Genomic DNA, 17,095 nt, shown 5'->3' on the forward strand with positions numbered 1-17,095 from the left:
CTGTTCGCGCAGGGCCTTCCTGGTTTGAGAAAACTCACTTCTAAGTCGACTTAGAAATCAGCATCCATAGTAAATCCTTTCGGTTCTTCCGCTACCGGCACGGTCGTCTGCTCAGCGCCCTGAGGCTGCTGCGCCTGTGCTTTCATAGACCGGAATTTTGACATGACCTCACCACGCTGGTATTCACCCACGCGCTTTTCGAAGAAGTTCGTCTTACCCTGCAGCGAGATCATATCCATGAAATCGAAAGGGTTTGCTACGTTGTATAACTTCCGCAGGCCCAGGGTTACCAGCAGGTGATCGGCGACGAAAGCAATGTACTGCTTCATCAATTCGGCGTTCATGCCAATGAGTGATACAGGAAGCGCATCGGACACAAACTCCTGCTCAATCTCCACCGCATTACGTATGATGTCGTAAATCTGCGACTCCGGCATTTTGTTCTTGATGTGATCGGTGTAGAGCATACACGCAAAATCACGATGCAGACCTTCATCGCGCGAAATCAGCTCGTTTGAGAAGGTCAGACCCGGCATCAATCCACGCTTTTTGAGCCAGAAGATCGAGCAGAACGAGCCCGAGAAGAAGATACCTTCTACAGCAGCAAATGCAATCAGCCGCTCAGCAAACGTACCATTATCGATCCAGCGCAGCGCCCACTCCGCCTTTTTCTGTACACAAGGAATCGTGTCAATAGCGTTCAACAGCCGATCTTTCTCTACCGGGTCTTTGATATACGTATCGATCAGCAGCGAGTAGGTTTCGGAGTGTATATTCTCCATCATCACCTGAAATCCGTAGAAGCACTTGGCTTCGGCGTACTGTACCTCCGAAAGGAAGTTAACGGCCAGATTTTCGTTGACGATCCCATCCGATGCGGCAAAGAACGCCAATACGTGCGAAATGAAATGCCGTTCGCCGTCGTTCAGGCTAGCCCAGTCTTTCAGGTCCTGACCGAGGTCAATCTCTTCGGCCGTCCAAAACGACGCTTCATGCGTTTTATAGTATTCCCAGATATCCCAGTGCTGAATTGGGAACAACACAAAGCGGCCTTTATCTTCCTGTAGAATCGGCTCAACTACTTCATTCTGTAACATAATGTGGCTGTATTTTATACGATGAAGACCCGGCCAACGCAAAAGATGACGGGTCTGAAAGCAAGCGAAATCGAGTTAACAAATTTAGGCGTTCTGGCCGCTTATCCAAGTTGATTAATCGGCACAACCCATTTATTACTAATAACTCACCCTTGTAACTTACAATTAATCAGTTACTTAAAATAGATACTTACTATTAAGTTCTTGAAATAGTTCAGCGTTTTTGAGCTAATGCAAAAAACGGCTCGTTCTCTAGAGTATGCCCCGGCTAATCAAACAAATTAACAACCGTACCAACCCATCAAATCCAACCACTTACCGGAAACTCCCCCCGCCTGTTTTACGTTGTTTTCTAGAATAAGCCGACCTCAACGATAGGCTGAACCAACGACAACGTGATCGACGAAAAAGCAACCGGACACCAGGCCGGATTATCTGATATTGACCTGACGGGCTACGAGCATATTGAAGTGCTGGGAGCCCGTGAACATAACCTGAAAGACATTGACGTTACGATCCCCCGCAATAAGCTGGTGGTTGTAACCGGTATTAGTGGCAGCGGCAAATCATCGCTGGCATTCGATACCATCTACGCCGAAGGCCAACGGCGCTATCTGGAAAGCTTCTCGGCCTACGCCCGTTCGTTCATCGGCAATATGGAGCGCCCCGACGTGGACAAGATAAATGGGCTAAGTCCGGTTATCTCCATCGAGCAGAAAACTACGTCGAAAAACCCCCGCTCGACGGTTGGTACGACGACGGAAATTTACGACTTTCTGCGCCTGCTCTACGCCCGCGCTGGCGAAGCGTTTTCGTACGTAACGGGGCGTAAAATGGAGCGCCAGTCGCAGGACCAGATCATTGATACGATCCTGGAACACTACGCTGGTCAGAAGCTGACGCTGTTAGCCCCCGTTATCAAAGGCCGGAAAGGGCACTATCGTGAACTGTTCGTGCAGATCGCCAAGATGGGTTACACCAAAGTGCGCGTCGACGGTACGGTACAGGAAATCGTGCCGAAGATGCAGCTCGACCGGTACAAGATTCACGATATTGAGATTGTAATTGACCGGATTGTCCCCAAGCCCGAAGATCGCTACCGCCTGAGCCAGTCGGTACAGACGGCACTCAAACAGGGAAAGGGAGCCATGCAAATGCTTGACGGTACCGGGTCGCTGGTTTATTTCTCCCAGAACTTGATGGACCCAGAGTCGGGCATTAGTTATGACGAGCCATCGCCGAACTCGTTTTCCTTCAACTCGCCCTACGGTGCTTGTCCAGTCTGTAACGGGCTGGGAGTAATCGAAGAAATTACGGAAGAATCCGTTATTCCGGATAAATCGCTGAGCGTTAGTCGGGGCGCCATCGCTCCGCTGGGAGAATACCGTGAACTGTGGATTTTCCGGGAGATTGAATCGCTGCTCAAACGGAATAAGCTAAATCTCAGTACGCCCGTTGCCAAATACCCGGAGGCCGTATTGAAAGTACTGCTATACGGGGCTGATGAGGAAGAGGAAGTCGCGCCAAAGAAAGGGAAAGCAGAAACGCCCGCGCCCCGCTTTGAAGGCATCATTAGCTTTTTGAAACGGCAGCAGGAAAACAGCACCGACAAAATTCAGGAGTGGCTGAAAGACTTCATGGTCGTCAAGACCTGCCCAGAGTGTCACGGTGCCCGACTACGTAAGGAATCGCTTTATTTCCGGATCGACCAGAAAAACATCTCCGAACTGGCCCGCATGGACATTTCGGAACTGACCGCCTGGTTCGATGGCCTGGAAAATCGCCTGAGCAATCGCCAGAATGTTATTGCCAAAGAGATTCTAAAAGAAATCCGGAAACGTATCGGTTTTCTAATCGATATCGGCTTAGATTACTTAACGCTTGACCGATCGTTACGTACGCTTTCGGGCGGTGAAGCGCAGCGCATCCGACTGGCTACTCAGATCGGGACCCAACTCGTTGGTGTCCTCTACATCATGGATGAGCCCAGTATCGGGCTGCATCAGCGCGACAACGTAAAGCTGATCGATTCGCTGAAGAACCTGCGCGATCTGGGCAACACAGTACTGGTCGTTGAGCACGACAAAGACATGATGCTCGAATCGGACTTCATCCTGGATATTGGCCCCGGCGCGGGCCGACATGGTGGTCAGGTCGTGGGTATCGGTACGCCCGAAGAGTTTCTGAAAAACGGCAGCACGACGGCTTCTTATCTTAGCGGTCGACGTAAGATTGAGGTACCCACCGAACGCCGGAAAGGCAACGGCAAATTCATCGTCATCAAAAACGCGACGGGCCACAATCTAAAGAACGTAACATTACGGTTGCCCCTCGGCCGAATGGTGACCATTACGGGCGTGTCGGGCAGCGGTAAGTCGTCCTTGATTCACGAAACGCTGTTTCCGGTTCTGAACCGGCATTTTTACAAATCGAAGCGCGAGCCATTACCGTTCAAAACGGTTGAAGGATTAGAACATATTGACAAAGTAATCGAAGTAGACCAGTCGCCCATCGGCCGGACGCCCCGCTCGAACCCGGCGACGTACACGGGTATGTTCTCGGAAATCCGGACGCTTTTCGCCGAATTGCCCGAATCAAAAATACGGGGTTACAAACCGGGGCGATTCTCGTTCAACGTCAAAGGTGGCCGCTGCGAAGACTGCGAAGGCGCGGGCATGAAAAAGATTGAAATGGAGTTTTTGCCGGACGTGCATGTCATGTGCGAAACCTGCAAAGGCAAACGTTTCAACCGCGAAACGCTGGAGGTTCGGTTCAAAGGTAAATCTATCGCCGATATACTGGATATGACTGTTGAGCAGGCACTGGAGTTCTTTGCCAGCCAACCCAAGATTCTGCGCAAAGTAACAACGCTAAATGATGTGGGACTGGGCTACATTACGCTTGGGCAACATGCAACAACCCTCTCCGGGGGTGAAGCACAACGTGTCAAACTGGCCGAAGAGCTATCGAAGAAAGACACAGGCAAAACGCTCTACATCCTCGATGAACCGACAACGGGATTGCATTTCCAGGACATCGCGCACCTGCTCGACGTATTGAATAAACTGACCAACAAAGGCAACACCGTCCTGATTATTGAGCATAACCTGGACGTCATCAAAGTCTCCGATCACCTGATCGACCTGGGGCCAGAAGGCGGCAACAAAGGTGGTCAGATTATCGCCGAAGGCTCCCCCGAAAAAGTAGCTGAAGTGAAAGGAAGCTATACGGGCAAATTCCTGAAGATGGAGTTGGAAGCGTAACTACACGATTAGATAAGATACTTGAAAAAGCAGCGGGCGCCCTCAACTAATTCTGAGAGCGCCCATTTTCTTATTTACCAGTCGATGTCTTATTGGCTTTCGTAACTTCTAATTCTTTCAGCAATTCGCTGACTGCTACGTCCAACTGACTGTTTTTGTCGGTGTAGCTCTCCCCAATTGGGCGCGATACAGGAATATCGACCGAACGAGGAGCCAGCTCCATATTCTTGCCCGTGTTATCGGTGATGCGGGAAAATGGGAGCCGGATGGTCGATCCGTCGATTAGCTGAGCGGCTGACGTAAAGATAATCCAGCCCGCCGTGGATTCACCGACTACTTTACCCAGTTTCAGGGTCCGGTAGCCTTCCGTGAAATCTTCAGCATCGGATAGTGAGTGCTGATTCGTCACCAGAATTGTTGGCGTTTCGAGCGCTCGCTGGCCCAGTTGGGTTCGCGCTGGGGCCGCTGGTAAACCGCGGGAGGTCATGGTTAGGTAACCTTTTCGGGCGAATACATCGATGGCGTAAGCGTTCACAAACCCGCCATTGTTGTTCCGTACATCAATAACGACACCTTCGCGGGCGTGATTATCGGCATCGAGGTCCAGGTAAAGCTGATTCAGCGACTCGGCCGACATATCGAACATGTGCACGTAACCTAGCCGGCCTTTGCTGGCTTTGTTCACGTACTCGCGCTGTTGCTGCACCCATTGTTTGTACAACAGACCTTTCTCCGTAGCTAAATTGACTGGCGATACGTTTACGTCCGTGGCTTTGGCCGTAGGTGATGACGCAATACCCAGCGTTACGCGCCGGTTGATCTTATTACTCAGCAGTTGATCCAGATTCGTTTTCTCATCAGTCGACACGCCTTCAATCGAGACAAGATAATCGCCCGGTTTAATCGTACCGACAATGGCGGCTGGACTCAGGGCGATGACTTCGGTGATCAGCAGTTTGCCGGTGTTCTCATACGTAACCCGGTCGAAGCGCAGTCCCAGCCGCCCCGTCGAAATATCCGCTGAACCAGCGGGAGCACCGACACCCGAGTGCGAGGCATTCAGTTCGCCAACCATTAGGTTCAACAGTCGACGTAATTCATCGGGCGTACGGGCACCAGCCGCCAGAGGTTCGTACGTCTTGCGAACGTCCTGCCAGTTTACGCCATGAAACTCAGGATCGTAAAACCCTTTGTTTTGTACATCCCACGCTTGGCTGAATAGTTGCAGCTTCTCCGTGGAGAAATCAATGTCCTGTTCGGCTGTTACGCTCAGCGGTTTGGGCTCACGCTTATCCAGCGATACGGTCTGAATGCGCCCTTGTTCCAGATAGAAAACCTCTTTCCCGTCGGGCGAAAATTGCGCGTTGCTTTTGCCACCGGGTGTACTGGTCAGCTGGCGAGCTACCGCCCGTTCGCTACTGTTTTCATCCAGTGAGTACGTGTAGAGGTTTTCACGCCCAGCCACGCTCGCTGTCAAAAGCAAGGTTTTTCCGTCTTTGCTGATCGTCTGCGCGTCGATGTCCATACCCAGCGGCAGCAGCGTCAGCCGTTGCCGAATGTCGTCAAACACAATCCGGGTAGCGGTTTTATCAGCAGATTTCGCTTTTTCGGTACCGGCCAATGTATCGCGCACGGGTGTCTTGTCAGCCGGTTTGGGCGACGTAGCAGGTTTTAGCGTTTTCGGAATTTCTTCGTTGAACAAATCCCGGAACTGATCCTCGCGGAATTTAGGCAAACGAGCCAGCAGATCAACCCGGGCGACCTGCGCCGTTTCGGTTCGCTGGTTCGTATTGAACAGAATGTATTTCCCATCAGGACTCCAGTTTACGTTACCGCCGAACGTATTGGCCAGAAAACTAACCGGGCGGCTGTCACCACCAGCGGCCGGTACGACCCAGATATTACGAAAAGTCTTGGTGCCGTAAGCCGCAAACGCCAACCATTTTCCATCCGGTGACCAGACAACGGCCCCCGTACTCGAAAATGGTGCCCGGCCCAGATACCCTTTATAAAGCTGCCGTTCCTTTTTGCTGCTTAGCTCCAGTACGCGCAACTCCTGCCCGTTTCGTACGAAGGCGACTGATTGCCCATCGGGCGAGATGACCGGCGAACTATCATCCAGTTTATCGTCGGTGAGTTGGGTTTCATCGCGGGTAGCGAAATCATACCGGAATAGGTTCGCCGTACCCGTCCGGGTACTGACGTAGATCAGCGATTGACTATTGGGCGTCCAGGCCAGTTGCGACTCTACCGCCGGGCTGTTACTCACCCGGATAGCGTCGCCCCCGTCCTTCGCCGAAGCGGCAAATACTTCGCCGTGTGACGTAAAGGCAACCTTTTTTCCATCCGGCGATACGACCAGATCCCGAAACTGGTTGGTTGATTTCAGGTGATCGACCGATAAACCGGCTGCTGCACCCCGCAACTGAATCGCTACTGGCGACGCCTGTTTGGATGCTATGTCGTATTTCCAGATCTGAAAATCGCGCTCGAACACAATCGACTTACCATCCTGACCCATAGCTGGCCACAGTACCCGGCCGTCTTTGAACGAGGTCAACATGGTAGGCTGGCCTTTCAACGGCTTCGACCACAGGTTCTGTTTCCCCCCGCGGTCGGACACGTAATAAAGCGTCTGCCCATCGGCACTCCACATGGGCCATAACTCTTTCGCGCCACCTTCGGTCAGCCGTTCGTAGGTCGGCTTGTCGCCTTTTTTTGTCCCAATCGTACAGGTCCAGAGTTCCGTCTGGTCGAGGTGGCTACTGCCGTTTCGCCACCACTGGGCAGCGGCAATGCCTCTTGCCGAGAACGCCAGCATTGTGCCATCGGGCGAGGGCGCGCCAAAGAACTCGCTCGCATACCGGTCAGCCGTGACGGGCATGGGTGTTCCACCCGCAATGGCTACCCGGCAGATGTCGTTCATGCTGGAGATATCCCGGCTGGCCGACTGAAAGTAAACCATTTTCCCGTCGCGCGACCAGGCGCTGAGCGTCTCTGGCGCATCGTCGTAGGTCAGCCGCCGGAGCTCCCCAGTTGCCAATTTCAGCATGTAAATATCCCCGTTCCCTGTCCGGGTTGAACCAAATGCCAGGTATCGCCCGTCGGGTGAATATAGCGGCCGGGTTTCGTTGTCGGCGTGAGCGACCAGCAAGCGGGCTTCGCCCCCACCGGCGGGTACCGTCCAGATATCACCTCCGGAAATGAAAGCGATTTCCTTCCCATCGGGCGAGATTGTCGGTTCCGCGAAGGCAAATCGGGGTTCTACCCGCGCGTCTGTCTTCTTCGACTGCGCTAACAAAACTGGGCTTAGGCTGCCTAGTAGAGGCAGAAGCGTGATGAAGCGTCGTAAATTTTTGTGCATAGGCGAATTTACGTTTTGAACGCGCAGAGTCCACCAGTATCCCCTAAATTATTCGGCTCGCGCAGCCCCAACGAATAACAACGCAGCTAAACACGAAACGTATGCTCCCTTACGTTGCAGTGTGGACATTCACTATTTTCGCCACCTGAATACTGATCCGAGTTGATTTATGCGTAATCCCTTTTTTTATGTTCTGTTAATCGTCCTCGTCGTACTGGACGGCTGGCTTCTATCGCACCCCAACCTGGTTGGCCGGGCGGGGGTGTTCTTCTTTGATTATACCTACCTCGAAACCTTTCCTAAAGCGCTGGCGACAGTAGCGGTTGTGGTAGGGCTGGCCCAAGTAGTTGCCTGGTTTGCAGGACGCCTAGGACAGGCTGCCGGTATTGTCATTTCCGTCGGCTTACTGGCCGCATCAGTGTTCTGGCTTTTCCAGAGTTATGGGCAGTACAACACGGGGGTTTACAAACTTACCGGTGCGGGTTTCCGAGCAGGTGCCATTTTACTACCAGGCCTGCTGGCTCTGGTATTTGCCAATGCCGCCTGGAAATACATTGGCGGACGTAAAACGAAGTAACAAATAGTAATGCGTCAATATCTGTTGACGGTCCTTAATCCCATTTGGCAAAACAGGCCATTTTGCTAAGCTTTCCACAAAAAGCGTACTGTTTCCCAAATTTTTCAACAATCTTGCCTTATAATTTAATGTAATACAGCCTTAGGCCGATTTTGTTGAAAAGCATGAAGGAATACATCCGCCCGATTAAACGCCTGCTGGTTGCGAACCGGGGCGAAATCGCCATCCGCATTATGCGGGCGGCAACCGAGCTGGGCATCACCACCGTCGCTGTTTATACGTACGAAGATCGCTATTCGCTGCACCGGAACAAGGCAGACGAAGCCTACCAGATTGGCCGGGATGATGAGCCGCTAAAGCCCTACCTTGACGTGGAAGGCATCATTCTGATGGCCAAACGTCATCAGGTCGATGCGATCCATCCCGGTTACGGCTTCCTGTCCGAAAACGTTAAGCTCGCCCGGCGGTGCCGCGAAGAAGGTATTATATTTGTTGGTCCATCGCCCGAAGCTATGGAAGCCCTGGGCGACAAGGTCCGGGCCAAAAACCTGGCGACCACGGCGAACGTACCGCTGATCCCGGACTCCCGCGAGGAGAATATGAGTCCGGAATTTGCTCGCCAGGAAGCCGAACGGATTGGTTTTCCGGTTATGGTCAAAGCCGCAGCGGGTGGTGGCGGACGCGGTATGCGCGTAGTTCGGCAGCCGGATGATTTCGACAAAGCGTTCACCGAAGCGAAAAACGAGGCCCGTAACGCGTTCGGGGATGACACCATCTTCCTCGAAAAATTCATTGAAGAACCTAAGCACATCGAGGTGCAGTTACTGGGCGATCAGCACGGTAACATTGTTCACCTCTACGAACGCGACTGTTCGGTACAACGACGGTTTCAGAAGGTGGTCGAGATTGCGCCATCACTTGGCCTGAAGCAGGAGACTAAACAGAAACTCTACGATTACGCCCTGCAACTGGGCCGCGCCGTCAATTACTCCAACGCCGGTACGGTTGAGTTCCTGGTCGATAGAAACGAGAACATTTACTTCATTGAGGTAAATCCCCGGATTCAGGTTGAGCATACCATTACGGAAGAAGTTACCGGGATCGACATCGTTCGGACCCAGTTGCTGATTGCAATGGGTTATAAGCTCTCCGACAACGGTATCTATATCCATCATCAGGATGAGATTCCGCTGAACGGCTTTGCGATCCAGTGCCGGATTACAACGGAAGACCCCGCCAACGGCTTCAAACCCGATTTCGGTACGATCATCGCTTATCGGAACGCGGCTGGCTTTGGTATTCGTCTGGATGAGGGCAGCAGCTACGCGGGCGTCAAGATTTCGCCGTATTTCGATTCGATGATCGTGAAGGTATCGGCGCGGGGCCGGACGCTTAAAGGTGCCTCGCAGCGACTTGCGCGGGCGCTGGTCGAATTCCGGATTCGGGGCGTAAAAACCAACATCGGTTTTCTGCTGAACGTAATCAGCCATCCGCTTTTCCAGCGGGGCGAAGCGCGGGTGTCGTTCATCGAGAGTCACCCCGAGCTGTTCATGCTCAAGCAGCCACAGGATCGCTCAACGCGGGTACTTAACTACCTCGGCGACGTAATTGTCAATGGTAACCCTGAAGTCAAAAAGAAGGACGACAGCAAGGTATTCCGAATGCCCATTGTGCCGCCGTTCGATGTATTTGGTCCGTACCCGTCCGGGAATCGGGACCGGATGAAAGAACTGGGTCGAGAGGGCTTCGTGCAGTGGGTAAAGGATCAGAAAAGTATCCTGTACACCGATACGACATTCCGCGACGGGCACCAGTCGCTGCTGGCTACCCGCGTCCGGACACAGGATTTACAGAAAGTTGCCGAAGGTTTTGCCAAAAATCACCCGGAGCTATTTTCGATGGAGGTGTGGGGTGGCGCTACGTTCGACGTATCGATGCGCTTCCTGTACGAAAGTCCGTGGAAACGCCTGGAAGCCTTGCGTGAAGCCATGCCGAACATGCTGCTCCAGATGCTGTTCCGGGGCTCCAACGCCGTCGGTTACTCGGCTTATCCGGACAACCTGATCGAGAAATTTGTCGAAAAATCCTGGGAAACGGGTATCGACATCTTCCGGATTTTTGACTCGCTCAACTGGGTCGAAGCGATGAAAGTGAGCATGAAAGCCGTACGGGAACGTACCGATGCGCTCTGCGAAGCGGCCATCTGCTACACCGGCGACGTTCTGAACCCAAGCGAGCACAACAAGTATACTCTACAGTATTACCTCGACATGGCCCGCCAGTTGGAGGACGAGGGTGCGCACCTGCTTTGTATCAAGGACATGGCTGGCTTGCTAAAACCACAGGCCGCCGATGTCCTGATTCGCGAGCTGAAACAGGCGGTCGATATTCCGATTCACCTGCACACGCACGACACCGCGGGAATTCAGGCCGCTACGTACCTGAAAGCTGTTGACGCCAACGTCGATATTATCGACTGCGCCATCGGTGCCCTGTCCGGTCTGACCTCGCAGCCTAATTTCAACTCCGTTGTGGCCATGATGCAGGATCACGAACGCGAGTGCCCCATCGATCTGAGGTCGCTGAATGCGTATTCTACGTACTGGGAAGACGTTCGGGAGTATTACTATCCGTTTGAGTCGGGTATGAAAGCGGGCAGCGCCGAGGTCTACGAAAACGAGATTCCGGGTGGCCAGTATTCAAACCTGCGCCCGCAGGCTAACGCAACGGGGTTGGGCGACAAATTCGAACTGCTAAAGAAAAACTATATCATCGCCAACCAGCTTTTTGGCGACATCGTGAAGGTAACGCCATCCTCGAAAGTGGTGGGCGACATGGCTATTTTCATGACCGCTAACAACCTGAACCCCGACGATATTCGGGAGCGGGGTGAGTCGCTGGCCTTTCCCGAATCGGTGAAAGAGTTCATGAAGGGAATTCTGGGGCAACCCGTTGGGGGCTTCCCCAAAGACATTCAGGAAATTATTCTGAAAGGCGAAGAGCCGATTACGGGTCGCCCGAACGAACACCTGAAGCCGATCGACTTCGATGCCGACTTCAAAACGTTCCAGGAGAAATACCCCAAAAACGACGGTTTCCTGGATTACCTGTCGTACCAAATGTACCCGAAGGTGTACGACGAGTATTATAAGGCCATTGAGCAATACGGCGATGTCAGCATCATCCCAACACCCGCCTTCCTGTTTGGTCTGAAGGAAAACGAAGAGATTCTGATCAATATCGAAGCGGGTAAGACCATTCTGGTACGGCTGCTGTTCATGTCGGAGCCCGATGAGTTTGGTATGCGAACCATTACGTTCGAACTGAACGGCCAGAGCCGGCAGGTACAGGTTCGCGACAAAGCGTCGAAGGTTGAAAAAGAGATCAACGCCAAGGTCAGCAAACCCGGTGATGTAGGCGCGCCCTTGCAGGGACGTCTGACCCGGATTCTGGTGAAAGAAGGCGATACGGTGAAGAAAAACCAGCCGCTGTTCGTAATCGAAGCCATGAAAATGGAAAGTATTGTATCGGCGCCCAAAGAAGGCAAGGTCAGTAAGGTTATTCTGAAAGAAGGCATCGTGGTGGAGCAGGACGACTGGGTTATTGAACTAGCGTAATCTTCACTTGTCTATGTTCACGTAAGACCCTATCGAATCTCGATGGGGTCTTACGTTTGGCGGGGCAACACTAACATTACTAGCTATCAGCGGGTTATACCGGAGAAATATTCACATAAGCTACTCTTATGGAAAATCGACCACCAACTTCGCCTTACTCAAGCCAGCCCCCGTTTAGCGACTCAGACAGCCGCACCTGGGCCGTTATCACCCACCTTAGCGCTATTCCGGGCTCGTTTGTCGTGATCGGTAGTGTACTGGCCCCACTCATCATCTGGCAAATCCAGAAACAACGCTCTGAATTTCTGGATTTTCACGGCAAGGAAGCCGTTAACTTTAATATTACGATTGCCCTGGCAGCAGCCGTCTGTTTTGTGCTTTTCCTGCTTTTGATCGGGATTTTCCTTTTGTGGATCGTTGGGGCTATCTGGTTGATTTTTACCGTCATTGCCGCTATCAAAGCCAGCAATGGCGAATACTATCGGTACCCGATCAGCATTCGATTTATCAAGTAACAGCATACTCTTTCCGTGTTCATTACGCCATTGACAGCAGACGTTTCTGTTTTCAATGGCGTAATTCGTTTATCGCACCTATTCCGGTACTTTTACCAATCGCTTACCAAGACATTCGCATTTTATGAATCCAAAATTTGGTGCTTCACTCCTATCCTGGATACCGCCCCGCTGGACACCCGAAGGTGGTTTGTACGCCATTCAAAAGACCGCAGCCGCGGGTTTTGACCTGCTGGAAATTCTGCTGCCCCCGTCGATGGAATTTGATGCCGTGACAGTCAAAAAGCAATTAGCCGATCACAACCTAGCAGCTGTCTGCTCCCTGAATCTGCCCCCCACGGCGCATATTCCGTTTCATCCGCAGGAAGCGACTAGACTCATAAAGGCAGCGCTCGACAAAACGGCTCAACTGGACGTAACGTTTTTGGGGGGCGTGCTGCACAGCGGCATTGGCGTGTTTAGTGGTCAGCCCCGTACGCCGGAGGAGGAAAGCACCGTTTGTGAGGTCTGGGCCGACGTGGCTGATTATGCGGCTCAGCTGGGTATTACCATCGGGGTTGAGCCGATTAACCGCTACGAAAGTTACGTCTGCACCTCTGCCGACGACGTGCTGGGCTTGTTGAAACGCATCAACAAGCCGAATCTGGGGCTACACCTCGATACGTTCCACATGAACATTGAGGAGTCGAATTTCTACGATCCGGTCATCACGGCAGGATCGTCACTCAAACACGTTCACATGACCGAAAGCGACCGGGGTATGCTTGGCGAAGGTAATGTGCACTGGGATGACCTGTTCCGGGCGCTGAAAGCAATTAATTACGGCGGTAATCTGGTGCTGGAAAACTTCTCGTCGGCGGTGCCGGGTATGGCCAGCGCGGTGTCGCTCTGGCGTTCGTCGCGCTATGATGCCGATGAACTGGCGAAAGGTAGCTTGGAATTCATGCGTCGGAAAGTAGACGAGTTTAATCAGCAGTAGTTATGATTCAATTCAAGCGGTTAGACCATATTCTCATCTCCATACCAGTGGGAAAGACGGCCGAAGCCCGCACTTTTTATAGTCAGATACTGGAGTTGACCGAGATTCCGGGTAATCATCCGAAGGGAGCTATTTGGTTTATCATCGCCGACATTCAACTGCATCTGCGCGAAGAAGCAGGTAGCTATTACTCTTCCCGGCACCCGGCTTTTGAAGTGCTTGATCTGGAAGCGGCCAAACAGGAACTCATTCAGAAAGGGATTACGATAGAATACTCCTCCGAAATCGACGGGCGGCAGCGATTCTTCATCCGCGATCCGTTTGACAACCGGATTGAGTTTCTGCAGTACATTGCCTAAAACAGTTGTCGTCCCGCCTTAGGCGGGACGACAAAAAGGTAACGCTATTTTCTGCTACCAGTTATTGCTTACATCTCCGTCCCTTCTTCGATAGGCTCGGGCTGCGGTTTTCCGTCAATACCTAATGCAGGCCGTAAACGACGGCGGTTGACAAGATAGAATAGCGGTGGAATTAACAAGGGCGTAAAGATCAGCGTGGTCGTCAGACCACCGATGATAACCGTCGCCAGCGGTCGCTGTACGTCGGAACCGATACCACTCGAAATGGCTGCCGGAACCAGGCCAATAATTGCCACGACCATAATGGCCATGATCGCCCGGAATTGCTCCTGCGCCGTCTCAATCGTCACCTCCAGTAGTGACTTGGTACTGTGTTCAAGGCTCCGATTCAAGGCCGATACCAGAATTACGCCCGCCATCACGGATATACCAAAGATCGATACGAAGCCTACGCCCGCCGATACGTTGAAGTTGTAGCCCCGCAACAACAGCGAGACAATGCCACCTGCTAGTGCAAACAGCAGACAGGTCAGCGTCAGCAACGTATCACGCACGTTGCCGTAGAGCATAAAGAGGAAGAGAAACACCACAACAATCGTCAGCGGGATCGAAACAGCCAGTTGTCCACCGGCCCGCTCTAGGTTTTCGTACTGCCCCCCGTAGATGATACTGTAGCCCTCGGGAATGTGAACGTGCTGGCTCACTTTCTGGCTGATCTCTTTCACAAAACCGCCCTGATCCCGCCCGCGAATGTTCGTCCGCACGGTAATCATCCGCTTGCCGTTGATCCGGTAAATGTTGGTCTGTCCCTGTACGTAACGAATGTCAGCCAGTTCGCTCATCGGAATCAGCGCTCCTGTTGCGGAGGGAACCTGCAGCTGCCGGATAGCATCGATGCTACCCCGACTTTCGGGCGTAAAGCGAACCACGAGATCATAGCGTTTAGCCTCGTCGTAGATCGAACCAACAGCCTTGCCACCAATGGCGGCTTCGATCATCCCTTCGATCTCCGATACGTTGATACCATATCGAGCCGCAGCTGGCCGATTGATGCGAATGGCCAATTGATCCTGCGGTCCTTCCTGCTCAATATTTACCGATACCGCGCCGTCCATACCGCGTACCAGCGTAGCGATACTGTCAGCTCTGGCCCGCATCAGTTGCAGATCGTTACCAACAATGGAGATAGCCAGGTCAGCCGCGCTACCGGTTACGATTTCCATTACCTGGTCGATAATTGGCTGGCCGGATGAGAAGAACGCACCGGGAAACGCTTCCTGTAGCTCAGCCTGCATCGACCGGACAATTTCCTTTTTGGATATACTATCCGACCAGGTACTATAATCCTTTAGCCCCACCAGAATTTCGGTTCGGTCGGATGGGAAAGGATCGGTTCCGTCGTCGTTACGTCCCGACTGGGTAATGACAAATGCAACGGGTTTGTACTTGCCGATGATGTCGCGGATTTTGGGCGCGATCTTGGCGTTCTCCTGAATGGTAATACCCGACGGCATGAACGCCCGCATAAAGATTGATCCTTCGTCCAGTTCGGGTAAAAATTCCGTACCCAGCTTCAGACCAAAACCAATCATAACCAGCACCATCGTCATTCCTACCCCCACGACCAGCCGGGGCTGCCGGAACAGTGTCGACCGGAGCAGTCGCTGGTAACCCCGTTCCAGGGGCGACAACAGAAAGTTTTTATGCTCTTTCATCGGCTTACTGTTCGGGTCGAGCGCTTTCCTAAACGCGAACGACAGTAGCACCGGAATCAGCGTCAGGGCGCAAAGTAGCGATCCGATCACGGCGAACGACAGCGTTAGAGCCATCGGGCTGAACAGCTTCCCTTCGACCCGCTGCATCAGCAGAATCGGCATGTATGCCAGGATGATAATCGTGACGGAGAAGAAAATTTCCCGCGCTACTTCGCCCGCCGACTTGGTGGTAACCGTAACCAGCCCTTCCGTTCGGTCCATCGGTCGGGGGGATCGGTATCGTCGGATCAGGTGCTCAGCCATCACGCTGGCGCCATCCACGATGATCCCGAAATCGATGGCTCCCAGCGACAACAGGTTAGCGGGGATACCGACGAGTTTCATCAGGATAAAGGCAAACAGCAGCGAAAACGGGATCGTTACTGTCACAACAAGCGCGGCCCGGAGACTACCCAGGAACAGCACCAGCAAAATGGCGACAATAGAAATCCCTTCGATCAGCGTGTGCGCTACGGTTTCGAGCGAATGGTCGATCAAAAAGCCCCGGTCATACAGGATGCGTAGGTGAACGCCTTTAGGCAGTTCGCGTGCTTCCAGATCGGCGATCTTTTCTTTCAGCAACTCCAGTACCTCGCTGGGATTTTCGCCCCGACGTAACAGGACAATCCCTTCCGTAGAACCAACCGCATCCAGGTGTTCATCCGGAATCCGGTACCCCAGAATCCCCGACGGCGATGGTGGGTTGATCTCAACACTGGCGACATCCCGAACGAGTACGGGTACCCCTTCGTTGGTTTTAAGTACGATGTTCTGTACGTCCTCGGGTGTTTTCAAGGCACCCAACCCACGAACGGCAAACCCCTGTCCACCTCGCGCGATGATGTTCCCGCCGGTATTCTGGTTGTTTTTCTGCAGGGCATCGACCACTTCCTGTAGGGTCAAGTCGAATTTGCGCAGCTTGGCCGGATCAGGAATAACCTGGTATTGTTTGATTGGCCCACCAAAGGTCGTTACGTCAGCCAGGCCAGGTACCTGCAGGAGCTGTGGAATGATGATCCAGTCCTGCAGATCGCGCAGTTGCATGGGCGTGAACGACGCCGGGGCTTCGATCACGTATCGGTAAATCTCGCCCACCGCTGTTGTCAACGGAGCCAGTTCCGGCTCAACGCCGTCGGGTAGCTGCGCGTTACTGAGTCGCTCGATGATCTGCTGCCGGGCAAAATAATCGGTTACGGCCTCGTCGAAGTTAAGTTGCACCACGGACAGCCCGAAGATCGTCCGCGACCGTCGATCCGTAACGTGTGGTACGTTGTTGAGCACCCGCTCGATTGGAATCGTCACTTGTTGCTCAACCTCTTCGGCTGCCCGGCCGTCGTATTTGGCAATAACGATGACGTTGGTATCGGCAATGTCGGGGTAAGCTTCGATCTTGAGCAGTTTGAAGCACCACAGGCCTAGCCCCATCATTGCCACCGCCAGCCCTACAACGGCCCAGCGGTTACGCAGGGAAAACGTGATTAATTTCTGAATCATAAATAGGAGGAGGAAAGGGAGGAGGGGGAGGAAAGGGAGGAGGAAAACCGGAACGGATACAAATGAGTATCGTCAA

9 protein-coding genes are annotated in these 17,095 nt (G+C 52.9%); 6 read left to right on the top strand and 3 right to left on the bottom strand.

The window, feature by feature from the left end:
• Positions 1-50: 50 nt before the first annotated feature.
• The gene (locus tag ACYVAD_RS04415; protein WP_461138244.1) at positions 51-1,097 is read right to left on the bottom strand and encodes a ribonucleoside-diphosphate reductase small subunit; all 1,047 of its coding nucleotides are present in this window, start codon (positions 1,095-1,097) and stop codon (positions 51-53) included.
• 395 nt (positions 1,098-1,492) lie between these two features.
• Between ACYVAD_RS04415 and uvrA the strand changes: the two genes are divergently transcribed.
• Entirely contained in the window at positions 1,493-4,360 is a 2,868-nt protein-coding gene (uvrA, locus tag ACYVAD_RS04420) for an excinuclease ABC subunit UvrA (RefSeq protein ID WP_461138245.1), read from the top strand.
• Between the two features lie 70 nt (positions 4,361-4,430).
• On the opposite strand, the gene ACYVAD_RS04425 is transcribed toward uvrA, so the two are convergent.
• Complete coding sequence (locus ACYVAD_RS04425; protein WP_461138246.1) at positions 4,431-7,724, bottom strand: S41 family peptidase; 3,294 nt, start codon at positions 7,722-7,724, stop codon at positions 4,431-4,433.
• A gap of 169 nt (positions 7,725-7,893) precedes the next feature.
• Between ACYVAD_RS04425 and ACYVAD_RS04430 the strand changes: the two genes are divergently transcribed.
• The 5 genes from ACYVAD_RS04430 to ACYVAD_RS04450 all read left to right on the top strand — a co-directional run bounded on the left by ACYVAD_RS04430 (position 7,894) and on the right by ACYVAD_RS04450 (position 13,771).
• Positions 7,894-8,301 carry a hypothetical protein gene (locus ACYVAD_RS04430; protein ID WP_461138247.1) on the top strand — a complete coding sequence of 136 codons (408 nt, stop codon included), beginning with the start codon at positions 7,894-7,896 and terminating at the stop codon, positions 8,299-8,301.
• A 164-nt stretch (positions 8,302-8,465) separates the two neighbouring features.
• On the top strand, positions 8,466-11,918 hold the full coding sequence (locus ACYVAD_RS04435; RefSeq protein WP_461138248.1) for a pyruvate carboxylase: 3,453 nt from the start codon (positions 8,466-8,468) through the stop codon (positions 11,916-11,918).
• Between the two features lie 128 nt (positions 11,919-12,046).
• On the top strand, positions 12,047-12,433 hold the full coding sequence (locus tag ACYVAD_RS04440; RefSeq protein ID WP_461138249.1) for a DUF4870 domain-containing protein: 387 nt from the start codon (positions 12,047-12,049) through the stop codon (positions 12,431-12,433).
• 124 nt (positions 12,434-12,557) lie between these two features.
• Positions 12,558-13,412, top strand: a complete 855-nt coding sequence (locus ACYVAD_RS04445) for a sugar phosphate isomerase/epimerase family protein (RefSeq protein WP_461138250.1) — start codon at positions 12,558-12,560, stop codon at positions 13,410-13,412.
• 2 nt (positions 13,413-13,414) lie between these two features.
• Positions 13,415-13,771 (top strand): VOC family protein, encoded by a 357-nt coding sequence (locus tag ACYVAD_RS04450; protein WP_461138251.1) that lies wholly within the window; start codon positions 13,415-13,417, stop codon positions 13,769-13,771.
• Positions 13,772-13,839: 68 nt separating this feature from the next.
• On the opposite strand, the gene ACYVAD_RS04455 is transcribed toward ACYVAD_RS04450, so the two are convergent.
• The gene (locus ACYVAD_RS04455; protein ID WP_461138252.1) at positions 13,840-17,019 is read right to left on the bottom strand and encodes an efflux RND transporter permease subunit; all 3,180 of its coding nucleotides are present in this window, start codon (positions 17,017-17,019) and stop codon (positions 13,840-13,842) included.
• Positions 17,020-17,095: the final 76 nt, after the last annotated feature.

It is taken from the genome of Spirosoma pomorum (genome assembly GCF_054776615.1).